The sequence below is a fragment of the Bacillus sp. JZ109 genome (genome assembly GCF_053903135.1).
The window spans coordinates 3076115-3100137 of the sequence record NZ_CP096388.1; the positions used below are offsets into that span (position 1 = coordinate 3076115).

The 24023-nt window shown below is 43.6% G+C and carries 22 protein-coding genes and 2 pseudogenes; 7 read left to right on the plus strand and 17 right to left on the minus strand.

What is annotated here, in order from left to right; genetic code table 11:
* Positions 1-85 precede the first annotated feature (85 nt).
* The 10 genes and pseudogenes from glpD to M1D94_RS16265 all read right to left on the minus strand — a co-directional run bounded on the left by glpD (position 86) and on the right by M1D94_RS16265 (position 10081).
* Positions 86-1753 (minus strand): glycerol-3-phosphate dehydrogenase, encoded by a 1668-nt coding sequence (gene glpD, locus M1D94_RS16220; protein WP_021479678.1) that lies wholly within the window; start codon positions 1751-1753, stop codon positions 86-88.
* Between the two features lie 140 nt (positions 1754-1893).
* Positions 1894-3384, minus strand: a complete 1491-nt coding sequence (gene glpK / locus M1D94_RS16225) for a glycerol kinase GlpK (RefSeq protein ID WP_038829241.1) — start codon at positions 3382-3384, stop codon at positions 1894-1896.
* An 18-nt stretch (positions 3385-3402) separates the two neighbouring features.
* Positions 3403-4227: a glycerol uptake facilitator protein GlpF gene (glpF, locus tag M1D94_RS16230; RefSeq protein ID WP_003233386.1), complete on the minus strand. Its 825-nt coding sequence runs from the start codon at positions 4225-4227 to the stop codon at positions 3403-3405.
* Positions 4228-4405: 178 nt separating this feature from the next.
* Positions 4406-4984, minus strand: coding sequence for a glycerol uptake operon antiterminator GlpP (gene glpP, locus M1D94_RS16235; protein WP_003233388.1), 579 nt, complete (start codon positions 4982-4984; stop codon positions 4406-4408).
* A gap of 27 nt (positions 4985-5011) precedes the next feature.
* Complete coding sequence (locus M1D94_RS16240; protein WP_003233390.1) at positions 5012-6364, minus strand: aspartate aminotransferase family protein; 1353 nt, start codon at positions 6362-6364, stop codon at positions 5012-5014.
* 145 nt (positions 6365-6509) lie between these two features.
* Positions 6510-6611, minus strand: a pseudogene (locus tag M1D94_RS16245) (AEC family transporter); the annotation flags it as partial.
* A gap of 168 nt (positions 6612-6779) precedes the next feature.
* Positions 6780-8321, minus strand: coding sequence for a bifunctional GNAT family N-acetyltransferase/carbon-nitrogen hydrolase family protein (locus tag M1D94_RS16250; protein ID WP_032725279.1), 1542 nt, complete (start codon positions 8319-8321; stop codon positions 6780-6782).
* 15 nt (positions 8322-8336) lie between these two features.
* The gene (locus tag M1D94_RS16255; protein ID WP_003233396.1) at positions 8337-8999 is read right to left on the minus strand and encodes an HAD family hydrolase; all 663 of its coding nucleotides are present in this window, start codon (positions 8997-8999) and stop codon (positions 8337-8339) included.
* Between the two features lie 127 nt (positions 9000-9126).
* Positions 9127-9549 carry a CBS domain-containing protein gene (locus tag M1D94_RS16260; RefSeq protein WP_003245462.1) on the minus strand — a complete coding sequence of 141 codons (423 nt, stop codon included), beginning with the start codon at positions 9547-9549 and terminating at the stop codon, positions 9127-9129.
* 136 nt (positions 9550-9685) lie between these two features.
* Positions 9686-10081 carry a YhcU family protein gene (locus M1D94_RS16265; RefSeq protein WP_003233401.1) on the minus strand — a complete coding sequence of 132 codons (396 nt, stop codon included), beginning with the start codon at positions 10079-10081 and terminating at the stop codon, positions 9686-9688.
* Positions 10082-10191: 110 nt separating this feature from the next.
* Between M1D94_RS16265 and M1D94_RS16270 the strand changes: the two genes are divergently transcribed.
* Complete coding sequence (locus M1D94_RS16270) at positions 10192-11100, plus strand: RluA family pseudouridine synthase (RefSeq protein WP_003233404.1); 909 nt, start codon at positions 10192-10194, stop codon at positions 11098-11100.
* Between the two features lie 29 nt (positions 11101-11129).
* Here the strand turns inward: M1D94_RS16270 and srtA are convergent, their stop codons facing one another.
* Both srtA and yhcR read right to left on the minus strand, forming a co-directional pair.
* Positions 11130-11726 (minus strand): sortase SrtA, encoded by a 597-nt coding sequence (srtA, locus tag M1D94_RS16275; protein WP_003233407.1) that lies wholly within the window; start codon positions 11724-11726, stop codon positions 11130-11132.
* Positions 11723-15364, minus strand: a complete 3642-nt coding sequence (yhcR, locus tag M1D94_RS16280) for an endonuclease YhcR (RefSeq protein WP_103803792.1) — start codon at positions 15362-15364, stop codon at positions 11723-11725. Before yhcR ends, srtA begins: the two co-directional genes overlap by 4 nt.
* Before the next feature lie 82 nt (positions 15365-15446).
* On the opposite strand from yhcR, the gene M1D94_RS16285 reads away from it, so the two are divergent.
* The gene (locus tag M1D94_RS16285) at positions 15447-16100 is read left to right on the plus strand and encodes a spore coat protein (protein WP_009966881.1); all 654 of its coding nucleotides are present in this window, start codon (positions 15447-15449) and stop codon (positions 16098-16100) included.
* Here the strand turns inward: M1D94_RS16285 and M1D94_RS16290 are convergent.
* Positions 16032-17000, minus strand: coding sequence for a hypothetical protein (locus M1D94_RS16290; RefSeq protein WP_041851041.1), 969 nt, complete (start codon positions 16998-17000; stop codon positions 16032-16034). The genes M1D94_RS16285 and M1D94_RS16290 overlap by 69 nt on opposite strands.
* Before the next feature lie 120 nt (positions 17001-17120).
* Entirely contained in the window at positions 17121-17696 is a 576-nt protein-coding gene (locus M1D94_RS16295; protein ID WP_038829230.1) for a YhcN/YlaJ family sporulation lipoprotein, read from the minus strand.
* 149 nt (positions 17697-17845) lie between these two features.
* Here M1D94_RS16295 and M1D94_RS16300 point away from each other — a divergent pair, with 149 nt between their 5' ends.
* From M1D94_RS16300 to M1D94_RS16310, 3 genes are all read left to right on the plus strand, one after another.
* Positions 17846-18292, plus strand: a complete 447-nt coding sequence (locus M1D94_RS16300; RefSeq protein WP_038829229.1) for a hypothetical protein — start codon at positions 17846-17848, stop codon at positions 18290-18292.
* 381 nt (positions 18293-18673) lie between these two features.
* A complete protein-coding gene (locus M1D94_RS16305; RefSeq protein ID WP_021479686.1) occupies positions 18674-18991 on the plus strand; it encodes a PadR family transcriptional regulator in 318 nt (105 codons plus the stop codon).
* Positions 18978-19547 carry a DUF2812 domain-containing protein gene (locus M1D94_RS16310; protein WP_041851042.1) on the plus strand — a complete coding sequence of 190 codons (570 nt, stop codon included), beginning with the start codon at positions 18978-18980 and terminating at the stop codon, positions 19545-19547. Before M1D94_RS16305 ends, M1D94_RS16310 begins: the two co-directional genes overlap by 14 nt.
* A 104-nt stretch (positions 19548-19651) precedes the next feature.
* Here M1D94_RS16310 and M1D94_RS16315 read toward each other — a convergent pair.
* Together M1D94_RS16315 and tcyP are read right to left on the minus strand one after the other, a co-directional pair.
* Positions 19652-19753 (minus strand): annotated as a pseudogene (locus tag M1D94_RS16315) (hypothetical protein); the annotation flags it as partial.
* Between the two features lie 91 nt (positions 19754-19844).
* On the minus strand, positions 19845-21236 hold the full coding sequence (gene tcyP, locus M1D94_RS16320; RefSeq protein WP_003244685.1) for an L-cystine transporter TcyP: 1392 nt from the start codon (positions 21234-21236) through the stop codon (positions 19845-19847).
* A 171-nt stretch (positions 21237-21407) separates the two neighbouring features.
* On the opposite strand from tcyP, the gene dgcK reads away from it, so the two are divergent.
* A complete protein-coding gene (gene dgcK, locus M1D94_RS16325) occupies positions 21408-22487 on the plus strand; it encodes a diguanylate cyclase DgcK (RefSeq protein ID WP_021479688.1) in 1080 nt (359 codons plus the stop codon).
* A 2-nt stretch (positions 22488-22489) separates the two neighbouring features.
* Here the strand turns inward: dgcK and M1D94_RS16330 are convergent, their stop codons facing one another.
* Positions 22490-23320 (minus strand): MetQ/NlpA family ABC transporter substrate-binding protein, encoded by an 831-nt coding sequence (locus M1D94_RS16330; protein ID WP_032725267.1) that lies wholly within the window; start codon positions 23318-23320, stop codon positions 22490-22492.
* 435 nt (positions 23321-23755) lie between these two features.
* Between M1D94_RS16330 and cspB the strand changes: the two genes are divergently transcribed.
* On the plus strand, positions 23756-23959 hold the full coding sequence (gene cspB, locus M1D94_RS16335; protein ID WP_003224086.1) for a cold shock-like protein CspB: 204 nt from the start codon (positions 23756-23758) through the stop codon (positions 23957-23959).
* The last annotated feature ends 64 nt before the right edge of the window (positions 23960-24023 follow it).

Below are 24023 nucleotides of genomic sequence, written 5' to 3' on the forward strand. Positions count from 1 at the left end.
GGGTGCCTCTGTCACTTGATAACCTGAGATCTGGCCCTTTCGGCACGTAAAAAGAAATAACGGGCTGCAGACAGCCCGTTATGATTTATTGCTCAAGCGGTACGACCGCATCGTGTAAAAGCTTGTTGAGGTTTTCTGTATGTTTGTTTTTCGCCTGCTCATCCCATTGGAATCGCTCGCTCATAAAATCAATAACGGCATCTTTATATGTTCTTACCCAATTGATATCGAAAAATAAACGTCCCGTTCTGCGGACAAAGAAGTCAGCAGGGGTTGCAGTCATCTCTTCTTCTATACTGTATTCTGCCTCAGCAAGAATATGAACCGGAATGTTGCGTTTCGCGGCCTCATCTTTCAGCGCTTCTACCCGGTCAAAGACGCGATCTACGTTAGAGCCGTATCTGATCGCAAGCTGTTTTGCGTCTTTTTCTGATAAACCGGCTGCAATTCCTTCTTTTGTTTTCGCGGTAACGAAGGACATAAGATTTTTCGAACCGCCGACGTGCCCGCCAGAGATTGGCATGTTTTTCGTTTTACATGGTCCAAAATCCTTTTCGCCCTCTTCTTTTAAGCGATCACGGACAAGATCAACGATGTGCTCCGCCATTTTTCTGTATCCAGTCAGTTTTCCGCCGGCAATGGTGATCAGGCCTGAGTCAGATGTCCAAATCTCGTCTTTCCGTGAAATTTCAGAAGGATCTTTGCCTTCTTCATGAATCAGCGGACGCAGCCCCGCCCAGCTGGATTCGATGTCATTCGCAGTAATATTCAGTTCCGGGAACATGTAATTGATTGATTTGATGACATAATCACGATCCTCCGTTGTCATCCGCGGATGCTCCAGCGCCTCTTTGTAAACAGTGTCTGTTGTTCCCACGTATGTTTTGCCTTCACGAGGAATCGCAAATACCATCCGGCCATCAGGTGTATCGAAATATACAGCCTGTTTCAGCGGAAAGACAGACTGGTCAAATACAAGGTGAATGCCTTTTGTATGCTGCAAATGCTTTCCGTTTTTCGAATGGTCTTTTTCTCTGAGCTGATCGACCCAAGGGCCTGTAGCATTGACAATTTTTTTCGCATACACTTTATATTCTTTCTTTGTCAGCACATCTTCAATTAATACGCCGACGGCTTTGCCTTTTTCGTAAAGAAGCTCCTTCACTTTGGAGTAATTCACAGGCTCTGCCCCGAATTTCACCGCTTCCTTCATGACTTCAATGGTCAGTCTCGCATCGTCAGTGCGGTATTCCACATAGTACCCGCCGCCTTTTAAGCCGTCTTTTTTCACCAAAGGCTCTTTTTGCAGCGTTTCTTTTGCTGAAAGCATGCTTCTTCGTTCTGACTTTTTCACACCTGCAAGGAAGTCATAAACCCTTAACCCAATAGATGTTGTAAATGAACCGAATGTGCCGCCTTTATGAAACGGAAGCAGCATCCATTCCGGTGTAGTGACATGCGGGCCGTTTTCATACACAATCGCCCGCTCTTTTCCTACCTCAGCGACCATTTTGACTTCAAATTGTTTTAAATAGCGCAAGCCGCCATGTACCAGCTTCGTTGATCGGCTTGATGTTCCCGCCGCAAAGTCCTGCATTTCGCTTAGTGCGACCTTCATTCCCCTTGATGCCGCGTCAAGAGCTGTTCCGGCTCCTGTAATTCCTCCTCCGATAATAAATAGGTCATATGTTTTTTTCGTCATGTCTGTCAGCATGCGATCTCTTTCAAGACTTGAAAATTGATGTTTCATCATTACGTTTCCTCCTTGTTGTCACGGTAAATAGAAAAAGAGACCACAACAGCCAAAGTGCATGCTTACACTTTGGTGCTGTGGTCTCTCCTCATCTCAGGACCGTTCTTATTAACTTGTAACCATTATACCATAGTATTACTTTATTTAAAAGCCATAGCTGCTTTTACGGCTTTTTGCCAGCCTTTATACAGCTCATTTCGTTTTTCTTCTTCTAATTCAGGTTCAAACCGTTTATCCAGATTCCACTGGTTCGCGATTTCAGAACGGTCCTTCCAGAATCCCACAGCGATACCTGCCAAATAAGCCGCGCCAAGTGCAGTCGTTTCATTAATTTCCGGGCGCTCCACAGGAACATTCAACAGGTCTCCTTGGAACTGCATTAGGAAATTGTTTTTTACAGCTCCTCCGTCTACACGAAGCGTCTTTAATGAAATGTTTGAATCTGCTTCCATTGCGTCAAGCACATCTTTTGTCTGATAAGCCAATGACTCCAGTGTCGCACGGATAAAGTGCTCTTTTGTTGTCCCTCTTGTCAGGCCGAAAACCGAACCGCGCACATCGCTGTCCCAGTAAGGCGTACCCAGTCCGACAAATGCTGGAACAACATACACGCCGTCAGTTGAATCCACTTTTTCTGCATAAGATTCGCTTAGCGATGAATCCTGGAACATTCTCAAACCGTCTCTAAGCCACTGGATGGCAGAGCCTGCGACAAAAATGCTTCCTTCTAACGCATAGTTCACTTTTCCGTCAATGCCCCAAGCGATTGTTGTCAAAAGCCCATGTTCGGACTTAATTGCTTTTTCCCCGGTATTCATCAGCATGAAACATCCTGTGCCGTAAGTGTTTTTCCCCATGCCTTCTTCAAAGCATGCCTGGCCGAACAATGCGGACTGCTGGTCGCCTGCCGCTCCAGCAATCGGGATATTTTTTCCGAAGAAGTGATAATCAACAGTCTCCGCATACACATGAGAGGACGGCTTCACTTCAGGGAGCATGGATTTCGGTACGCCTAGAATGTCGAGCAGTTCATCGTCCCATTTTAAATCGTAAATATTAAACATCAGTGTTCTTGAGGCATTGGAGTAATCGGTCACATGCGCTTTTCCGCCTGACATTTTCCAAATGAGCCACGTATCAATCGTTCCAAACAGCAGCTCGCCTTTTTCCGCTTTTTCTCTTGCGCCTTCCACATTGTCTAAAATCCACTTCACCTTCGTGCCGGAGAAGTATGGATCGATTAAAAGCCCAGTTTTTTCTCTGAATTTATCATTATATCCTTTTTCACGAAGTTCCTCACAAATGCCGGACGTCTGTCTGGACTGCCAAACGATTGCATTATAGACAGGACTTCCTGTATCTTTATCCCACACAACCGTCGTCTCGCGCTGGTTCGTGATGCCGATGCCGGCAATTTGAGAAGCGCTGATTCCTGATTCAGAGATGACTGAGGCGATAACCGCGAGGACAGAGCCCCAAATTTCATTGGCATTATGCTCAACCCAGCCAGGATTCGGGAAGTATTGTGTAAATTCCTTTTGAGCAGAGTGGACAATTTTGCCTTCTTTATTAAACAGAATCGCTCTTGAACTTGTCGTCCCCTGATCTAAGGATAAAATGTACGTTTCCATAAGATGTCTCCCCTTTGATTAAATATATTTAGAATTTGATAATGTTTTAGCAGAATGTGATTTCGTATAAACATAGAGTCCTAACAATACCACAACCAATATAACGCTTACAATCCAGAAGCTGCTTGTGATGTGCCCTTTAAATGCAGCGTTGTAAAATACGCCGCCGAATGATCCGCCTAAAATCGGGCCGACTACCGGAACCCATGCGTATTTCCAGTTTGATGAGCCCTTCCCCGGAATCGGAAGAAAAGCGTGGGCTATCCGCGGACCTAAGTCACGTGCAGGATTGATAGCATAGCCGGTGGTGCCTCCCAGAGAAATACCGATTGCTACAATGAGGAAACCGACGATTAAAGGATTAAGTCCTTCTGTAAATTGATTTGCCCCAATGGCCAAGATTCCAAGTACAAGGACAAATGTCCCAATCACTTCGCTTAAAACGTTTGCAAATGTATGCGGAATGCTGGGCCCTGTTGAGAAAACACCCAGCTTGGCAGCGGGATCATCCGTTGACTTCCAGTGCGGGAGGTAATGCAGGTAAATAATCACCGCACCGATGATCGCTCCGATCATTTGCGCCGCAATATAAACCGGAACCTCTTTCCAAGGAAAATCTCCTACAAATGCAAGCGCTATCGTTAGCGCCGGATTCAAATGGGCACCGCTGATGCCGCCAACCGCGTATGCCGCCATGGCAACACCCAATCCCCATCCAAATACAACAACAATCCAGCCAGACTGGAATGAAAGCGATTTCTTTAAATTGACACCTGCACAAACACCTGCACCAAAAATGATAAGCAGCATCGTACCGATGACTTCTCCCCAAAATGCTGTCATAGCACATTCCTCCTAAAGTCACGATTAAAAAGCATGATAGAGAAAAAGAGAATAAAAAAACCACAACAAACCGCTTTACGGGTGCATAAACATTTGCCGTAAAGAGCTGCTGTGGTCTCCGAGTTCTCCATCACAATGTATTAACCTAGTGCAATTGTATCAGTGCATGAAAGCGGTGTCAATCACTTTCTGTCAAAAAGTTTTCATATTTTTTCCACAATTTAGTATTAGACGTTGTGACAGCTACAGCCCCCGCTTTCAATGCCTGCTCTACATCCTCTTCCGTACGGATGAAACCCCCGGCAAAGATGGGAATCCCTGTTTTCTCTTTTATTTCCTGAATGAGTGACGGAACGATGCCGGGAAGCACTTCGATGAAGTCAGGCTTATGCTTGCCGATAAACTCCATGCTTTTCTCCATCGCGCTTGTATCAAGCAAAAACAGGCGCTGAATGGCATAAATTTTCTTCTGCTTCGCTTTGGCAATCACGTTCGATCTTGTGGAAATAATCCCAGCGGGCTTGATATCCTGGCATATAAATTCCGCACCGTATTCGTCATGCTTAATCCCTTGAATGAGATCGACGTGCACCATCATGTTCTTTCCGTGCTTTTGCGCTTCTTTGATCACGCCCTTCAGCTGGCCGAGATGAATATCAAGAATAACACCGTAAGAGAACGAACTGTTCAAAAACTCATCAAATTGCTTCATATTGCGAATAGCCGGTAAGATCGGCTGGTTGTGAAAACTCATCATGTGCTCCTTTAATAATTCACTTTTATATTATATCGTTTGAAAGCTTTCTTTCACCGTTTTCACGATAAAGGAAAGGTCCTCTTCTGTCAGGCAAAATGGCGGCGCAAGCTGGATGACGTTGTTGTAGCCGGCGACTGTATCGCCGTTTTTGCCGATGATCAGCCCTTTTTCTTTGCACGCCGCAACCACTTGGTTTACTTTGGCGGCATCAGCCGGCTCTTTAGTCAATTTGTCTTTGACGAGTTCGATTCCGATCAGCAGCCCTTTTCCTCTAACATCCCCGACTGCCGGGTGTTCTCTCAGAGCTTGAAGCTCACCTAAAAGCTTTGCTCCAAGATCGCGGGATCGCTGAATCAACTGTTCGTCCTCCATAATTTGCAGGTTTTTCAACGCCAAAGCACAGGCAGCCGGGCTTCCGCCGAACGTGTTTACGTGGCGGAAACGGTCATAAGGAGCTTCCCCCTGATACGCTTCGAAAATGTCCCGTTTCACAGCAGTCGCTGACAATGGCAGATACGCGCTTGTGATTCCCTTTGCCATCGTAATGATATCAGGCTTCACACCGTAGTGCATAAACCCGAACGGCTCGCCTGTCCGTCCAAACCCGCAGATCACTTCATCGCAAATCAAAAGGGCTCCGTGGCGCCGGCAAATGTCCTCCACCTTCTTCATATATCCGTCCGGCGGCATTAGGATGCCTCCGCCTGTAATGATGGGCTCCATAATGACCCCGGCAATCGTTTCGCTTAATTCCCATGTCATGATGCGGTCGATTTCATTTGCGCTTTCAAGCGTGTCTGCATCATCAGGATTCCGGTATATATCTGGCGGAGCTGCATGCAGGAACCCTTGGCTCAAAGGCTCGTATTTATATTTCCGCTGCGCCTGTCCGGTAGCTGAGAGCGCTCCCAATGTATTGCCGTGGTATGCCCGATATCTTGAGATGAATTTATAACGGCTGTGGTCGCCGTTTTGCAGATGGTACTGGCGGGCAATTTTAAAAGCAGTTTCGTTTGCTTCCGATCCGCTGTTGGAAAAAAAGATAACATAATCGCCGCCAAGCCATTCATTCAGCTTTTCCGCCAGTTGAATTGCGGGTGCGTGACTTTGCGTTAACGGGTAGTAAGGCAGCTCCTTTAGTTGCTCATAGGCAGCCTCCGCAAGCTCCTTTCTGCCGTAACCAATGTTGACGCACCACAAACCGGACATCGCATCCAAATAGCGGCGTCCGTCTATGTCGGTTACCCAGGCCCCCTCGGCCTTCTGGGCTATCAGGCTGTCCGCTTGATGCGCTCCCTTCATGGCATGCCACACAAATTGCTCATCTTTTTGCTTTAATCCCTGATTTTGCTGAATGTTTTCCATCCCCATCATCTCCATTTCATTAGCGTTCCCTATAATGCCAATTCAATTGAAACAGACCTTCTCTTTATGTGATGTCTTGGTGATGATTTCCCTGCCTTCAATATAAAGCCAGACCGGGTCAGAGTCAATAAACCGCGTAAATAATAAAACATCCCCTTTCTCAAGAAGAAAGAGGATGCAGCTTCCAAAGCAAAACAGGCAAAGTGGCAATGCTCAGCATCGTACTGATAAAGGTCGCACTCGAAACAACTTGGACAGCCATTGCAATAGCAATGTGAAGCCTAGCCGTTTTCTGTATGATATAGGAAATGGCGAAAATACAGAAACTCCATAAGGCACCTCCACTACCTACTTTTATTTTAAAGATAGCACCTAAACAATTACGCTTTTGTTTTAAAAAACCCGCCAATTCAGGCGGGTTTTTTGGGAATTATTTTTTATATTGAATATGATAAATATCACGCCGTCTGTCTTTTAGCTGGCGCACTGTACCGTTTTGGCGCTGTCTTCTGAGAATTTCCAGGTCAACATCGCCAATGACGACCATTTCAATATTCGGGTTTGTTTCGCCGACAATGCCGTCACGAGCGAATTCAAAATCAGACGGGGCAAAGATGCCTGACTGGGCGTATTGGATATCCATGTTTTCCGTTTGCGGAAGGTTTCCGACCGTTCCAGAGATAACCGTATAAATTTGATTTTCAACCGCTCTAGCCTGCGAACAGTATCTGACACGCAGATAGCCTTGACGATCTTCTGTACAAAATGGCGTAAAGATGATTTTGGCTCCTTTATCAGCCGCAATCCGGGCAAGCTCAGGAAATTCAATGTCATAACAGATCTGGATCGCGATTTTCCCGCAGTCCGTATCAAACACGCGAACTTGGTCTCCTGCGCTGATCCCCCACCATTTGCGTTCATTCGGCGTAATATGGAGTTTGTATTGCTTCTCGATCGTTCCGTCCCGTCTGAACAGGTAAGCGATATTATAGATCTTGCCTTCCTCTTCGACGAAATGAGATCCGCCGATAATGTTGACGTTATACTTCACAGCCAAGTCAGTAAACAGGCTGATGTAATCTTCTGTATACTCGGTAATTCTCTGCACCGCCAAGCTCGGTGACCGTTCCTCAAGGAAGGACATCAGCTGGGTTGTGAAAATTTCCGGGAACACCGCAAAATCAGATCTTGCATCGGAAGCAACATCGACATAGTATTCTACTTGATTCGCAAATTCCTCAAAGGAATAAATTTTCTTCATTTCGTATTGGATCACACAAATTCTAACAGGGAACGCCGATTTATAATAGCGTTTTGTCTGCTGCGGTAGATAATCCACATTATTCCATTCCATCAGCGTCGCATACTTGATCGAAGCTGTATCATCCGGGAGATAGTTCGGGTTAATTCGCATAAGGGTAAAGCCGTTCATCAGCTGAAAAGAAAGAACCGGATCGTAAATTTGGTGGCGTGTCACCTGTTCAACATACTCTCTCGCTGTCATTTCCTCTGCATATTTGTGATAGTTTGGAATCCGTCCGCCTATGATGATGCTTTTCAGGTTTAAGCGTCTGGCTAAGTCCTTTCTCGCCTCGTACAAACGGTGGCCAATCTTCATTCGTCTGTACTTCGGGTCCACCATGACTTCAATTCCATACATATTCAAGCCGTCAGGATTATGGTTGGTGATATAACCGTCATCTGTAATGTCCTGCCATGTATGACGGTCATCATATTCATCAAAGTTAATCAGGAGACTTGAGCACGAACCGATAATTTCACCTTCGAATTCTGCACAAAACTGCCCTTCTGGAAAATGCTCCAAATGGCTGATTAAATGCTCCCGCTTCCAAGGCTCCATTCCTGGAAAGCAGTCCTTTTGAAGATCGATAATCTTGTCGATGTCTTTCTCTTCGATATTGCGGATCACCATTTTCTTTTCAAACCGGGTCAAATCTAATTTCTCAGACAACCTACTCGCTCCTTTCTAGTTTTGTGAGTTCAGATGATCAAGCAATAGGGCGAGCTCCATCTCCGCCATTGATTCAAGCCTGTGATCATAGTCTTCAAACATCAAGGTACCCGTTACTTTATTCGGGACAATGACACACTTCATGCCTGCACGTTTCGCAGCAATCGAACCATTGACAGAATCCTCAAACGCGAGACATTCCGCTGGCGATACCCCGAGGTTCTTTGCCGCCAATAAATAGAGTTCAGGATTCGGCTTCACCTCTTCCACATCATCAGCCGTTTGAATAACTTCAAAATCATCAAACAGGCCGATTTGCTTCAAATGGCCGGAAACCCATTTATAATCAGAGCTGGAGGCAAGGCCTATTTTTAAGCCTAAATCCTTTGCCGCATTCAAATACGCTTCGACACCAGGTCTCGCTTTTTCTGTTTCCATGCGTTTGGCGAACCGCTCTCTTCTCAATTGTGTGAGCTCTTCATGGTTCAGCTTTTTCCCGATCTGCTCTTCTAAATAGTCAAATGGCCGGAAACCCGCAGCAGTTCCGATGACCTTCCCCCAGACAGATAGCGGCAGCACTGAGCCGTGCTCTTCAAATATTTCCTGAAGAACCTCATATTCGTGTGTTTCTGTATCTAGAATAAGCCCGTCAAAATCAAAAATTAACGCTTTAATCACTGGGTACAACTCCTTTAGTCCGAATTGAGACATATGTATACACTCAACTATACCCCGAAACAAGTCTGCTTTCAAAAAGTAAGGTTTTATGTGAAGAAAGAGCCTGCACACTGCAAGCTCTTTCTTATTAATGAATGTTTTGGTGAGAAATGTTTGTCAGCGCTGATCCCGCAGACTCGTTCGACATCTGATTGACTGCCAGGTCTCCAAGCGCAACGATCCCGACTAGATTGTTTTGATCTACAATAGGAAGGCGGCGGATTTGGTGCTGGGCCATCAGCTGCGACGCGTCTTCCAGACTCATATTAGGGTTTCCTGATACGAGTTCTGTTGACATCACTTCTGAAACGGGTGTCTGGCCATCACGGCCCTGAGCTGTAGTTCTTAATGCAATGTCACGGTCAGTCAGCATTCCTTTTAAAACACCTTGCTCTACAACGGGGATCGCCCCGACGTTATGCTGTTTCATTAGAGAAGCCGCTTCCTGAATCGTTTGATTCGGAGAAACGGTTGCCACCTGCGTTGTCATTGTATCTTTAACTGAACTCATTGTCAGCACCCCTTTCAATCATTAGTATGTTCAGACACGAGCCGTTTAAAAAGGGAGTTAGAGGAAAGGTTTTATGATATGATTTCTCTGATACAAAAAGAGCTTTTCTAAAAATAGAAAAGCTCTTGCCACATGATTATATCAGCCTTCTTTGACCGAAAAAGGCTTTGTTAGTCTTCTTTTGAAAGTCAGAAAAAGCAAACGGAAAATAAATCCCAAAATCATTCAGCATCTTGCTGTTTTTTTCAAAAATCGCCTGATCACTCAAATCAGAGTGCGGCGAAGGCTTGGTCAGGATAATATGTATCATTTGCAGACAAGCCATAATTTGAAATGCTTCTTTTAATGTTCCTTGGTAATAATGGTTATTTAAAGACAGAACGCCTTTCTTTTTAAAGCGCTGAATGTCCAGTTCGGAGAAATAAAGAGGAAATACATCATGGATCAGCTCCATAGACAGCTCCTTGATAAAGCTCTCCTGTTCTGCAGTTGCTGCGTTCACAATTCTCACGTCAATCACCTTTCTTGCCATCGAATATCCTAAGTCTTACTCAAGAATAGCACAGAAAAAAACGCGAAAGCTAAGGTAAGTGTTTCCTATGAGAAACAGCAGCCTTCCGCTTCGAAAAGGAGCCATTTAACATGAACCAAAAAGGCAGAGGGCTTGAGATCCTCATCAATGAAAAACAGGACGGCCAATGGCTGTTTTCCGTACTCAAAACAGCGCTCAAAGCTTCTAAACCAGTGATACAAGACTGGATGTCCCATCAACAGATAAAGGTCAATCACGAATCCGTCTTAAACAATATGATTGTAAAAAAGGGAGACCGTGTGTTCATTGATCTTCAGGAAAGTGAAGCATCTTCGGTCATTCCGGAGTATGGCGAGCTTGATATTTTATATGAGGACAATCATATGCTCATCGTCAATAAACCCGCTGGCATCGCGACGCATCCGAATGAGGATGGGCAAACCGGCACACTGGCTAATTTGATCGCTTATCATTATCAGATAAATGGCGAAACATGTAAGGTGCGCCACGTCCATCGTCTTGATCAGGATACATCTGGCGCTATCGTTTTTGCCAAGCATCGTTTGGCACACGCCATCTTAGACCAGCAGTTAGAGAAAAAGACGCTGAAGCGTACGTATACCGCCATCGCTGAAGGTAAGCTACGGACGAAAAAAGGGACAATTAATTCACCAATCGGCAGAGACCGATCACACCCGACAAGACGCCGGGTTTCACCAGGCGGGCAAACAGCCGTCACTCATTTCAAGGTAATGGCCAGCAATGCGAAAGAACGGCTGTCGCTCGTTGAATTAGAGCTGGAAACAGGCAGAACACACCAAATCCGTGTTCATCTGGCGAGCCTCGGCCATCCGTTGACAGGAGACTCGCTTTACGGAGGCGGGAGCAAGCTGCTAAACAGGCAGGCACTGCACGCCAATAAAGTACAAGCGGTTCACCCGATAACAGACGAGCTCATAGTTGCTGAAGCCCCTTTCCCTGCTGATATGAAAAACCTTTGTCGCACATATTTTTCATGAAGAAAAGCCGCAGGCACTGCCTCGGCTTTTTAAGTCACTCGTTTTCCATATATAATATAGCGCTTCGGGGCATTTCCGACGTATGAAAACGGATAACAGGTCGTCAGAATCAGCTCTTCCTTTTCATGCTGGAGCGTGATAATAGATGTGTCATCCTTATCGACAATTTTTGTTTTTACAATTTCATATGTGAATTCTCCATATGACAGGAGAATGCGGAGCCGATCCCCCTTTTCCAGCTCTCCCGTCCGGCGAAACACGGTATCCCGATGCCCCGACAGCACAATTTGTCCGTTTTCATCAGGATAATAGCTGTCCTTGTAATGCCCGACACCTTTTTCTAAATCATCAGCATCAGTGCCCTCCACGATCGGAAGCTCTGCATTGATTTTCGGTATTTCCAAAATGCCGCTCGCTTGGCCGGTCTCAGGCTTAAATGATGCTTTGTTCTTTGCTTGATCTGTGCTATTTTTCGTCCCCAAAAGTTCCTGCGGCTTTTCAGCCGCCAGTTTTGCTTCTTTTAATGTCTGTTCTGTTTTCATATTCGTATCGATCAATTTAAAGCCTCCATAGCCTGCGATCAATAGGCCGGCAGCAATGATGAATAGTGGAATAACTTTTTTCACGTTCTGGAGGCGCTCCTTTTTCTTCTGACATATAGATAAGTTCCTGACAATGTCACCGCCGCACCGATTACGATAAAGTTATAGTAGTTTGCTGATGTATCTGGAAGCGGATGCTCAGACCCGCTTTCCCCGCCCTCGTTTCGTAACGGCAATGTGCTGATGCTATTAGCAGTATCAGCGTTTTTTGTGTTGTTGATTGGTATTTCATTGAATCTCGAAATGGCTGAAGGCGGCAGCTGATGAACCGGTGCTGTTCCCGGAGTTTCTTTTATATCAGGCAAATCTTCACCTGGCCTTGGATCCTCTTTAATCGGATCCTCCGTCACCGGATCATCTCCAGGGTCTTCTGTTACAGGGTCTTCAATATCACTGGCTTCAGCAAGCTTAATTCTTCCCTCTTTTGTATACGCAATTGGCTCATCAAAACTTTTCACGTACTCAACTGTCGCTTCCAAATCCTCAGGCCCTGTCACCGGATTTTTTCCCAGCAGTCCGATTGGCTGATATTTGGTCCCTGTCGCCGTCGCCATAAAGTTGTTGACAGTCAATGTATATGTGGCATCGGGCTGGATCTCGGTGCCATCTGCCATTTTTAAATCAACTGCTTTTCCGGTTTCTTTATCCCACGTATACGTAAACCCGCTGATGCTGTAGTCAGGCCCAAAAACCGGCGAGATTTGAGCATTGATAATCTCTCTTAAATCTTTTCCTTTAATCTCAAGCTTCGTTAACACATTTCCAAATGGCTGAATATTGTAAAGATCTCCCCACGTAATTGGGCCCTTCTTCAGCGCTTCACGTATGCCGCCGCCATTCATAAGGGCAAAATCCGTTTTCATGGCAGTTCTCATACCATCCGCAATCAGGTTTCCAAGAGGTGTATCGCCGTCATTTGAATACCCCCCTTCCATATCAACAGCGGCTTCGCCGACTACCTCGCTGATAATCGGTTCCGCAATTGTTTCGTATTTCTTTAAAATGTCTGACGCGCTGACATCCGGTTCGATTTTACTTTGATCAACATATACGATTTCCGCGGACTTTTTGACAATGTCTTTTGTCGTTTTATCGATCTCTACATCAACGACACCTATCGCTTTTCCATATTCAAACGCTTGAACAATCAGTTTTCCATTCACTTCACCGTTAACAACCTGATGATTATGCGCGGCAAAAATCACGTCAATTTCAGAATCTGTTTTGTTTGCAAGATCAGCGGACTCACCGGTAATGGCGTTGCCGTTTTGTTCAGCTGACATATGTGCGAGAACCGCGATGGCCTTCACGCCTTTTTTCTTCAGCTCTTTGGCCGCCTTATTCACCGCTGTTGCTTCATCTGTAAACTTGATATTTTTTATTCCTTCAGGCATAACCATGCCAGCTGCCGACTGTGTGACAACTCCGATAAAAGCAACGGGTACGCCCTCCACATTTATGATGTCATAAGCCGGCAAAAAGGGCTCTCCAGTTGATTTCATTTTACAATTGGCACATACAAGGGGAAAGTTCTGTCCATCATAACCGCTTGTGCCTTTCGGATGATCACCGCCATTTAAGATCCTCAGCAGTTCATCCGTGCCTTCATCAAATTCGTGGTTTCCCACGGTTCCGACATCAAATCCGATGTCCTCCATCAGTTCTACAGTCGGTTCATCCTGAAGAAGAGAGGAAACTGGAGAGCTTCCGCCGATCATATCTCCTGCGTGCACAATCAGCGAGTTTTTCTTTTCAGCCTTTTTTTCTTTTAAATATGCGGCGGCATAATCCATGCGTCCAAACGTGCCGTCTACAGTTCCATTTCCATCAAGATCAAGCTCATATTGCTGATCAATTTTGCCATGCAAATCATTCATGCTGAGAATTCTAAGCGGCACATGTTCTTGAGGTGCCGTTTGCCTTTTTTTATATCCCGCGCTCTCCGCTTCACTTGCTGAAGCGAAGAAAATTCTGTTTTCCACAGCTACCTTCTTCCAGTCAGCTGGCTGCACATATGTTTTATTCGACGAATCCCCTACATATCTTGTCAAGCCTTTCCTTTGCTCTCTGGCTCTGAATTCAAACGGCATTTCCATGAGCGGATCGTTTTCATTCCAGATTCCTTTTTGGTCTTTTTTTGCAGTGGCTACTGCGGCCTGAAACTGCTGGTAATCCTCTTCATTGTCAACCGGCCAAATAAAATACGTCGGAGCATATCCATTTTTCACAAGCTCTAAGTTCACGTTTGATCCTGATTCGGTTATGACTTGTCCGAGAAGTCTGCCATAGCTGTCCTTGGCTTCACTTCCGACCTTGACAGTAATTTTATCACCTGGGGACAGAACCGTTTTTAGATAGTCAGATGCTTTTTTGCCAAATCTTAATTGATTTTCATCTGCGTCATTTTTTGGTGTGTGATATGTTTCGGGTGTATCTACATTTACAAACCGGATTTTTGTCGTGCCAAGCACCGGAGATTTGAGATGAATGGTATCGCCGTCAACGACCCGGTCAACAATCCCTTCATATTCTCCCTCCGCAGACGGAGGTGCAGGCTGCTCTTCAAGCAGCTTCAGGTCAGCCGATTTTCGCGGAAGCAGCTGAAAGGTTTGGTATCTGCTTAACACACCGGTAAAGTCATACCATTTGCCCTCATCAAGCTCGTTTATCACCCCTGTTTCATTCATAACCCGGAGCGTCATTGCATGATGGTCGTCATCAATCATTGTTACATTGTAACCGCCGCCGGCAGGAGAACTTGGAATTGAGGAAACAAAAGCGGTTAGTTTTACAAGGCGTCCTTCATACTGATCACCTAGGCTGCCGTTAATAAGTTCATTGATTGTTAAGTGTTTGGGGGCGGGGAGGGATTGGTTTGACTGGTTGATTTTGATGCCTGATGAGCTTGGAACGATTTCTTTCAGCCCCTGGTAAGACGCGATTTTCCCTGTCACCGTGACATCCATACCCTCTTTTAATTCGGGAAATTGTTCAGGGGATGGCGAATAAATGTTAATGCCTCCGGTTTCATCTTGCAAAAAGGTCGACAGCTTCCCGCCTCCGATTGCGTTTTGATCAGCTGTAATGATCCCTTTTATCGTTACTTCTTCATTCAGCCTTCCCCGGGCTTCATTTATGGTCACTGGCTGTTCAGCCGGCGGAGTTTTCGTGTCATCGGTTACGTTCATCGACTGAACGTTTTTAAGTCCTGTCGTGTTAAAGTAATTTTCAAGCTTTCCTTGAACCGTTATCTTTTTCCCAAGAAGAAGCGGATTGGTTTGCAGCCCAAATTGGCTTCTGAAGGCGGAGGGGATTTGCACAGGAAGGATGTGATCAGGCGATGTCTCGTTTTTACGGTCTGCCAGCGCGACATTATAATCATTTGAAAAAGGACTTGTCAGCTTATAATGCTGCGGGGAAACAGCCTGGCCGACTGCATATCCTTCGATAAGCGCCTGTCCTTCTTTTTGCTGTATTGCCTTCTCAACTGATATAGGCTGCTGCGGTTCAGCTGCTATTACAGCTTCGCACGTGTACATTACATTTAAGAACATCAATGCTGTGATCAACACAATATGCAGAATACGCCTCATCATATTTCCTCCCTTAATATACACATAATGACAATGACTTTGTCTGTCTATCATTTCGACAGACAGCATATAATTCCTTTCAGGCTTCTGCATAATAAGCGGCAGACTGACACAAAATACAGCTGATCTGAAAAAAAAGGAGGAATTCGGTTTGGATCAGTTCAATCAGCAGCAGCAATCCCAAATGAACAAAGGTATTCCTGGCAAACCGCATAAAAACCATGGCGGACATGAAATGTTTGATATGCATGAGGTGCTTTCCGGAACACTTACTGTGCTTGATCAGTTTATGATGCTGAGACAATTCTGTAAGGATCAAGAATTATTAAACATCCTTGATCGTCAACATCAATTCATCACATCTCAATACAATATAACTGCAGAATGCTTCAAAACAGGAAGCGAACCTTCACAAAAAACAGCAACTTATATGATGAAGGAAGACAACCAGACTGTTTACGGCATGCAGCCGTCACAGCCTAAAAAACCTGTTCAATCCATGAATGATATTGATGACAGCATCATCAGCCGACAAATGCTTTGCGCGATTAAAGCACAAGCTTCTATGCTGACGATGGCTTCTCTGGAAATGACAAATCCGGCCGTAAGACGCGTACTGTCTGCGCAAATTCAGGAGTATGTTGAAATGGCATTTGAAATTTTCCTATACCAAAACAAACACGGCTATTACCAGGTTCCTCAGCTTGATGCGCAGGATATGGAACAGCTGAGAAATTCATTCGCCCCTGCCCAAGGACAAATGCCTCCGACACAAGGCGGAATGGGTCAGCAAGGACTTCACTAATAACAAAGGCATTGGATAGATACTATCCAATGCCGCACTGTTTTTTTCAAATTTCTTCTTAAAATCCTTTTCAAAATGATCAAGACTTTCCTTTGTTGCTGATTTAAACCCTTTTTCAAAGTCCCCTTTTTTTGCTGTTTCCTTAATCATTTCTGAAATAATGTCTTTCCCATATTTGCCGGTCAGCTCATCGATCATATAAAAGCTTTGCAAATAGACATCAGTGTCATATTCGGCTCTGGCTTCCTGCCAGTCTCGATCAGTCTGCAAACGGTCAAAGGGCACGACAGAAAACGTGATCGGATCTATGAGCAATTCATAGTTCGCAATCCACTCGCTTAACCCTTCATGAAACCATAACGGAAACTCATCGGGATCCGTCTCAAGCTCCTTCAATTTCTGATGAAACGCATGGTGCGAGTATTCATGAATCAACAATCTCTGGTACAAATAAACCGCTACCTCGTCCCCTTCTAACAGTTTCTTTTTCTCTTCAGGCAACAGTCCAATCAACTGCTCCCGCTCAGAATAAAAACCGACTACATCCAATAAACCGGAGTAAGCCTCCATCTGTTTTTCATTAGGAAAAAAAATAATGTCAATAGGCTTTTGATTCGAATATCCAATCATAATCTGATTAATACTGACCGCATATTCAAGCGTTTCTTTCGTCAATGGCAGTAAGGACTTTTCCTTAGAAGTGTAATAAATATCGGCCTGTTTGAATGACTCTTTCTTCATGTGCTTCGTCACTTGTTCTTTTGTTATTCCAGATGCCTGACCTGGAAAAGACAGGATATACATCGCGCTTGATACGATGGCTGAGCTTACAGCCAGCATCACAAGGACTCCGCACAGGAATAGAGCGGATGCCGCACGCTTTCCTATGCCATCCCGCAAACGTCTCCCTCCCTGAGCCGGTCCGTCTTGTACCTTTTTATTTTTACTCTATGCAGCCTGAGTTCGCAGTGTGTCATTAACGCAAAGAAAAAGCCGCACAAATTGTGCGGCTTTTTTTATTTATTCAGCGTTAGGGAATACGCGCTGTACAGTTTGTGTAAATTCATCAAATAATCCGGCGATTGGGTCACCATTTTGAATGCGCTTTCCATATCCTTGCATACGCTCTACAAAATCAGGGTTAGCTGAAACGTAAACATTATCAATGTTTTTGTCAGTAGATCTTACCTTTTTGGCTATTTTTTTCTTCAAATTGTCTTCTACTGCACCTTTATTTCCATTAGTTAAAACGACTGCAACGTAAGCTTGATTTCCAGCAACAATGACATCGGCATGTTTTACTTCTTTTAGGTCTGTTACTTTATCAGCTGCTTCATCAGCAACCTCGAGTTTCCGGTCGTTGTTATTATCGTCATTTACACGATTGTTATTGTTATTGACATTATCAGTAACATTGTTGTCAACATTATCCCGGTTGTTTACATTGCGCATATCGTCATTGGCCGGATTTCGATAATTTACATTTCTTACATCATTATTATCACGTCTGCCCTCACCTTGGTCGGCCACACCGCAGCCAGTCATAAGCAAAGGGATAAGAAGCACAGACGCAAGGACTTGTTTTTTTCCAAGCATGTGAATTCCTCCTTTATCACTTTACGTATAGGTTTTTCTAACTGGCTTTAATTATGCATGCAAATCTGGAGGAAATGCTTTCCCGGGAAATATAACGGTTAATTTGTCTAATGAGGGGGAAAATATGAATACACTGCAAAGGAGGGATCATGTTGTTCAACCAGCGAAGAGGAATCAGCCCCGCAGCATTGATCATAGGATCAACTATGCTTATTGCTGCATTATCACCTCAGATCCGCCACAGAATCAGCGGGTTTATCACAGGACAAATGAACAGACGAAATTCAGAAAATAACACGTTTGATGCTTCTAATGTAGGAAACATAGTCAAACAAGCATTTGGCGGCGGCAGCGGTGATAACCAGGACCGTTCGCAGCATCAAAGCCAGCGGCAAAATGGCCGTCAGCACCAGCACGCAGGACAGCAGCAACCACAGCATCAGCATACACAGTCTCAAACTAGGCAAACTGAGACAGCCGCGAAAAAAAGACAGCCGCATTATGCTGAACCCATCCATTTTGAACAAAGCGCAATGAATGTCATGGACGACAACACGATGATGGAAATGCTGGAGGACTTAGAACCCGGCCGTTAAAAAAACGTGTAACCTGTCGGATTGCATAAGGGCTCAAATAGATATTGCCTTTAAGGTGTTTTTTTCTAAACTTCTTGTTTTCTATATTTTTCCGCCTATTTGGAGTACAATTGATGAGCTAAAAAAATCCTTCTTTCGTTCAATGAGAACGTTTGAAGGATTTTTTTGTTTGTGCTGCCACTCTATCCGAAGCAATCTTTATTGATTCATTACTCATCTAAAGCTGAAAAAGGCAGAATACTTTTCATTTTGTTTCTTGCTTCAACACTCAACATTAAGAATTTACTCGAGCGTTGTAAAATGCTATTGACTATTCAGTTGAACTGTATTACATTATTATTAAGTTGAACTATATAGTCGAACTGAATAGAGGGTGCAGATATGAAACACAAATTATTACCATTGTCTGAAACCATGCATTATATTTTATTAGCTCTGCGTGAGCCGCTCCATGGCTATGCCGTAATGCAGAAGATAGAAAAGATAAGTAACGGTACTGTTATTTTAGCAGCGGGTACATTATACGGTGCAATTGAAAACTTGAATAAGCATGGTTGGATTGAACCTGTTGGAGAGTCAGGCCGGAGAAAAGTTTACATGATAACTGAAGAAGGAAGCGCCATTTTAAAAATGGAACAAGATAGGTTATTGCATATTTTATCCTTGTACGAAGGAAGTGAATCGAATGAAGAAATTTAAGATGTTTTTTGATATTGAAAAAGAGGAACAATGGCTGAACGAGCAATTACAAAAAGGCTATCGTTGTACAAATATTAGTGGATTAGGAATATACACTTTCGTAAAAACCGACAAGAGATATGTGATCAGACTGGATTACCAAGATATTTTACCAAAGAAAAAGTTCAAAGATTACAAAGCGATATATGAAGACTTCGGTTGGAATTATATAAATGGCCCTTGGCTTAGTGGGATTCGATATTGGCAAAAAGAAGATGATGGTCAAAATGAAATCTTCTCGGATCGCCAATCAAAGAGTAATTATTATAAAAGATTGATGAATTATTCTTCTGGTTTAGGTTTCATGTGTTTGTTTTTTTCTTATATGATCTATAAGGATTCAGGTTTATATTTAACTGAAGGTCTTTGGAGTATGAAAGGTGAATGGTTTTGGAAAGCATTTTTATTTGAAACTCCATTTGCTCTTTTGAGGTCGCTTCCCGCCCTTATGGTTGTTTTATTTGCGGCCAGTTTCTATAAAGTGTATCGAAAGTATTCAATGTTAATAGAAAAATAATGCGAAGAGGTTCATTATGAACTTTTTTAATTCAATGAAGCACGATTGAATTAGATTTGGATACTCATCGTCTAGCAGGAATCTTTTATGTGTGCCTCAGATTAGTTGGCGTCTTCCAAGATACCATGAATACTCGTTAAAAAAGCAATTTTCATTTCAATTAAATCAATCCATTGATCAGCAATGCCGGCTGATCTTCCCCAAAAATGAGAAAAAGAAACCCATGAAACCTTTATATTACAAGGTTCATGGGTCTTATTAACGTGTAATCCCTGTCGGATTACACGTTTTCATATGTTACGCTTCTTCAGCTTCAATCACTCTGGATTGATCATGAAATGCCCCTTGATCAATTTCTTTTGTGACCTTACTTGTAATAAGACCGGATGTCATGCTTCCGCTGACATTCAAAGCAGTACGCCCCATGTCGATTAACGGTTCAATTGAGATTAACAAACCGGCGAGCGCGACAGGCATGTTTAATGATGATAAAACAAGAAGCGCCGCGAATGTCGCTCCGCCGCCGACTCCGGCAACCCCGAAGGAGCTGATGGCAACGACTGCGATAACAGTGATAATAAACACCGGGTCAAATGGATTTTGGCCGACAGTCGGAGCAATCATCATCGCCAGCATCGCAGGATAAATGCCGGCACATCCATTTTGGCCGATCGAAAGACCAAATGAACCGGCAAAGTTTGCGATTCCCTCCGGTACACCCATGCTTCTCTGTGTTTTAATATTCAGCGGTAAAGCACCTGCGCTAGACCTTGACGTAAATGCAAATACAAGTACAGGCACCGCTTTTTTCAAATAAATCACCGGATTCAAGCCGCTGAACGTCAGCAGCAGCAAATGAATGATAAACATAGTGATTAACGCGGCATATGAAGCAATCACGAACATGCCCAGTTTTAGAATGCTGTCAAGATCACTCGTTGCAATTGTTTTTGTCATGATGGCCAGCACCCCATAAGGCGTCAGTCTCAAAATGAGTGTGACAACACGCATAACAATGGCATAAACGGCATCAACCAGTTTTTTAAATGTTTCTGCCTGTTCCGGCTGTTTGTGTTTTACGCCGAGGAATGCCACTCCAAGGAAAGCGGCAAAAATAACGACAGCGATCGTTGAAGTCGGTCTAGCTCCCGTGAAATCTAAAAACGGGTTTCCAGGCAGCAGTTCAACAATCTGCTGCGGCAGCGTTTTCGCTGTCATATCCTCTGATTTCTGCTGAAGCTCCTGTCCCCGTGAAAGCTCTGTACTTCCTTGGTCAACCTGAATCGCCTGCAGATCAAATGAAAGTGCGGACGCGATACCGACAGCTGCAGCAACAGCTGTTGTTGCTACTAAAATCCCGATAATCAAACCGCTGATTTTCCCAAGATTTTTTGTCAGCTTCAGCTTTGTAAATGCGCCGAGAATCGAAATAAAGACGAGCGGCATGACAACCATTTGAAGCAATTTGACATATCCGCCCCCGGCAATATTAAACCAGTCGGCTGTTTGAATGACTATATTTGAAGTCGGGCCGTAAATCAGCTGAAGAGCAAATCCGAATACAATCCCCAGCCCCAGCGCAGTAAATACACGTTTAGAGAAGGAAACATGTTTTTTCTGCATAACAAAGAGCCCTAAGATAAGTAAAAATAAAATAAATACATGTAATACAACCAGTAAAGTCTCCAAAGCAGGTAACTCTCCCTTCAAATTTTCTCATTTACTATATTACACTAATTCCGATGGGTCAAGTGCGAATTATTTTAACTTATCAATTCAAGTAAAAAAACCTTATATAATGCCTTTTTTGTTCTTTTCTTTCCCTTCCATCTTTAGTACCTTATATAAGGGTGATAATATTTGCTGAAAGAACTGTTTGTAAATTTGACCATTTTAATCACATTTAATTATCTCTTCACCCACCTGTTTAAAGAAAGGCTAGTACATAAAAAAGACAGCATATCCTTTCAAGCTGTTAAAGGACTGGCCTGCGGTTTGCTCGGGGTTATTCTGATGGTTTTTGGATTTACCTATCAGCATTCAATTATTGATCTTCGAAATATCCCTATTATGATTGCCGCTCTTTATGGAGGCTGGGTATCAACGGCAACGGCCCTGGCCATGATCACTGCAGGCCGCTTGCTGATTACGATGAACACATCTGCACTATACTCGGTTATTATCATTTGTATCGCTGCCATTCCGTCACTCATTGTTTCTAGAAGAAAAAAAGTTCAACTAAAACATGCTTTCTATCTTTTAATCATCACAAATAGCTTGATCTCCTTTTCCTTTTATTTTCTTATAGATTTACATTCATACGAACTTCATTTGTATTTTTGGATCATATCAATAGCGGGCGGCATGCTCAGTTTATATATTATTGATCATGAAACAAATGCACATCTTCTTTTTAAACAATATAAGTTTCAGGCGCACTTTGACTTTTTAACAGGCGTGTATAACCGAAGAAAGTTTGAAGAAACCACAAAAGCTCTGTATCAGCAGGCGGCCGATACCCCGCATTTTCAATTTGCACTGATTTATATGGATATCGATCATTTTAAGACCATCAATGACCAATATGGCCATCATGAAGGAGATCAGGTGCTCAAAGAGCTGGGGTTACGTCTGAAGCAGAGCATCCGAAATACAGATCCTGCCGCTCGGATCGGCGGTGAAGAATTTGCCGTTCTCCTGCCGAACTGTTCTCTTGATAAAGCAGCCCGAATCGCTGAACGGATCAGGAGCGCTGTAAGCGATGCACCGATTGTATTAACAAACGGCGAAGAGCTTTCAGTTACGATATCACTAGGAGCCGCTCATTACCCCAATAATACGGAACAGCCAGGATCCTTGCCCATTCTTGCCGATCAAATGCTTTACAAAGCGAAAGAAACGGGACGGAACAGAGTGTGTTTTTCAGAAAAAAAAGAATGAATTCAATGTTCGAATTCATTCTTCCAATCTGAAAGACGTTTCAAAGGCAGAAAAGCCGGGACAAGATCTCCCTGATATTCTTTTTCTATAAATGCCGCTGTATCATCAGCTTGATAAAGCTCAAGAATGGTTTGCAGCGCTTCCCGGTCTTGATCCTCCGCTCTGACAACAATCAAATTCATCTCTTCCTCAGACATGAGTCCGCCGCTCTTTAGCGTATGCTTTTTCGGGTTCAGGCCCGCTTTTTTTGCTTCTGATGGTTTCATGACAAACACGTCGGCACCGCTCACTGCATCCTGTTGCCGGACAGCTTTTAATTTCAGGTGTCTCGGATTATCTTTAATCATATCAACTGAACCTGTTCCGTTAAATCCGTTTTTCAGCGTTAGCAAACCCGCTTCCTGGAGCACCGTAAGCGCCCTGCCAAAATCGAACGCTCTATCCGGAACAGAAACGACAGCTCCTCGCGGTATATCTTGGATTCGGTCATATCGTTTTGAATAAATGCCCATAGGCGTTATGTATGTCGTCCCGAGCGGCGTCAAATTAAGTTTGTATTTTTGGGTGAACGACTGAAAATATGAAATGGTTTGAAAGGCGTTGGCATCAATTTCTTTGTTAGCAAGTGCGATATCAGACTCCGCATAATCAGAAAAAGGGATCAGCTGAATATCCAGCCCTGCCTCTTCAGCCTTTTGAGCAATATAGTTCCATATTGCCCCGTCAGACTCAGCAATCCCGATTTTTATCGATTCATGTTCTGCAGACGGTGAACATGCAGTAAATGAAACGAGAAGAACAAGGACGAAACTGCATATAAGCCACTTTTTCATTGTGACCATACTCCTATCTATGTATTAGAGCATGCAAGCAATATCAGACATAAAAATCATACGCTCTCTTAGTTGATAAACGTTGTCATTTGTAATATTGATTAACTTTTACCTTACTCATATCCAATAAGGTTGTCAATTCCTATTACTTATCTTCCCAAAATGAAGGAATACTAAGGCAAACGTATGATCACATATCGAGAAAGCAGATGAATTACCGCAAATAAATATCAAATTGAAAAATAAATATGGTATTTTCCGAAAAAAGTTTCAATAAGCAGTTGTTTTTTCTGAAGATTACTGGTAGAGTAAAGGTAATTATTTTTGTTCGAACTATCTTTAAGAAGAAAGTTTTGTAAGAGTTTTCGTCTTGAAAGTTTGTTAAGAGCAAGAATAGTGAATTTAAGCGTTATGATCGCTTTAGGAGGAAATTTCATGTTAGAAGGTAAAGTAAAATGGTTCAACTCTGAAAAAGGTTTCGGATTCATCGAAGTAGAAGGTCAAGACGATGTATTCGTTCATTTCTCTGCTATTCAAGGCGAAGGCTTCAAAACTTTAGAAGAAGGCCAAGCTGTTTCTTTTGAAATCGTTGAAGGAAACCGCGGACCACAAGCTGCTAACGTTACTAAAGAAGCGTAAGCATAAATTGATATGAAAAACTGCAGGTGCAAACCTGCAGTTTTTATTTTGACAAAAAAGCTGT

Excerpts from the sequence above, each read along its gene's own strand:
- glpD (WP_021479678.1), bottom strand. The coding sequence starts at position 1,753 with ATGATGAAACATCAATTTTCAAGTCTTGAAAGAGATCGCATGCTGACA.
- glpK (WP_038829241.1), bottom strand. The coding sequence starts at position 3,384 with ATGGAAACGTACATTTTATCCTTAGATCAGGGGACGACAAGTTCAAGA.
- glpF (WP_003233386.1), bottom strand. The coding sequence starts at position 4,227 with ATGACAGCATTTTGGGGAGAAGTCATCGGTACGATGCTGCTTATCATT.
- glpP (WP_003233388.1), bottom strand. The coding sequence starts at position 4,984 with ATGATGAGTTTTCACAACCAGCCGATCTTACCGGCTATTCGCAATATG.
- M1D94_RS16240 (WP_003233390.1), bottom strand. The coding sequence starts at position 6,364 with ATGGAGATGATGGGGATGGAAAACATTCAGCAAAATCAGGGATTAAAG.
- M1D94_RS16260 (WP_003245462.1), bottom strand. The coding sequence starts at position 9,549 with ATGAGTTCAGTTAAAGATACAATGACAACGCAGGTGGCAACCGTTTCT.
- M1D94_RS16265 (WP_003233401.1), bottom strand. The coding sequence starts at position 10,081 with ATGGCAAGAAAGGTGATTGACGTGAGAATTGTGAACGCAGCAACTGCA.
- M1D94_RS16270 (WP_003233404.1), top strand. The coding sequence starts at position 10,192 with ATGAACCAAAAAGGCAGAGGGCTTGAGATCCTCATCAATGAAAAACAG.
- yhcR (WP_103803792.1), bottom strand. The coding sequence starts at position 15,364 with ATGCTGTCTGTCGAAATGATAGACAGACAAAGTCATTGTCATTATGTG.
- M1D94_RS16295 (WP_038829230.1), bottom strand. The coding sequence starts at position 17,696 with ATGCTTGGAAAAAAACAAGTCCTTGCGTCTGTGCTTCTTATCCCTTTG.
- M1D94_RS16300 (WP_038829229.1), top strand. The coding sequence starts at position 17,846 with ATGTTGTTCAACCAGCGAAGAGGAATCAGCCCCGCAGCATTGATCATA.
- M1D94_RS16305 (WP_021479686.1), top strand. The coding sequence starts at position 18,674 with ATGAAACACAAATTATTACCATTGTCTGAAACCATGCATTATATTTTA.
- M1D94_RS16310 (WP_041851042.1), top strand. The coding sequence starts at position 18,978 with ATGAAGAAATTTAAGATGTTTTTTGATATTGAAAAAGAGGAACAATGG.
- M1D94_RS16330 (WP_032725267.1), bottom strand. The coding sequence starts at position 23,320 with ATGAAAAAGTGGCTTATATGCAGTTTCGTCCTTGTTCTTCTCGTTTCA.
- cspB (WP_003224086.1), top strand. The coding sequence starts at position 23,756 with ATGTTAGAAGGTAAAGTAAAATGGTTCAACTCTGAAAAAGGTTTCGGA.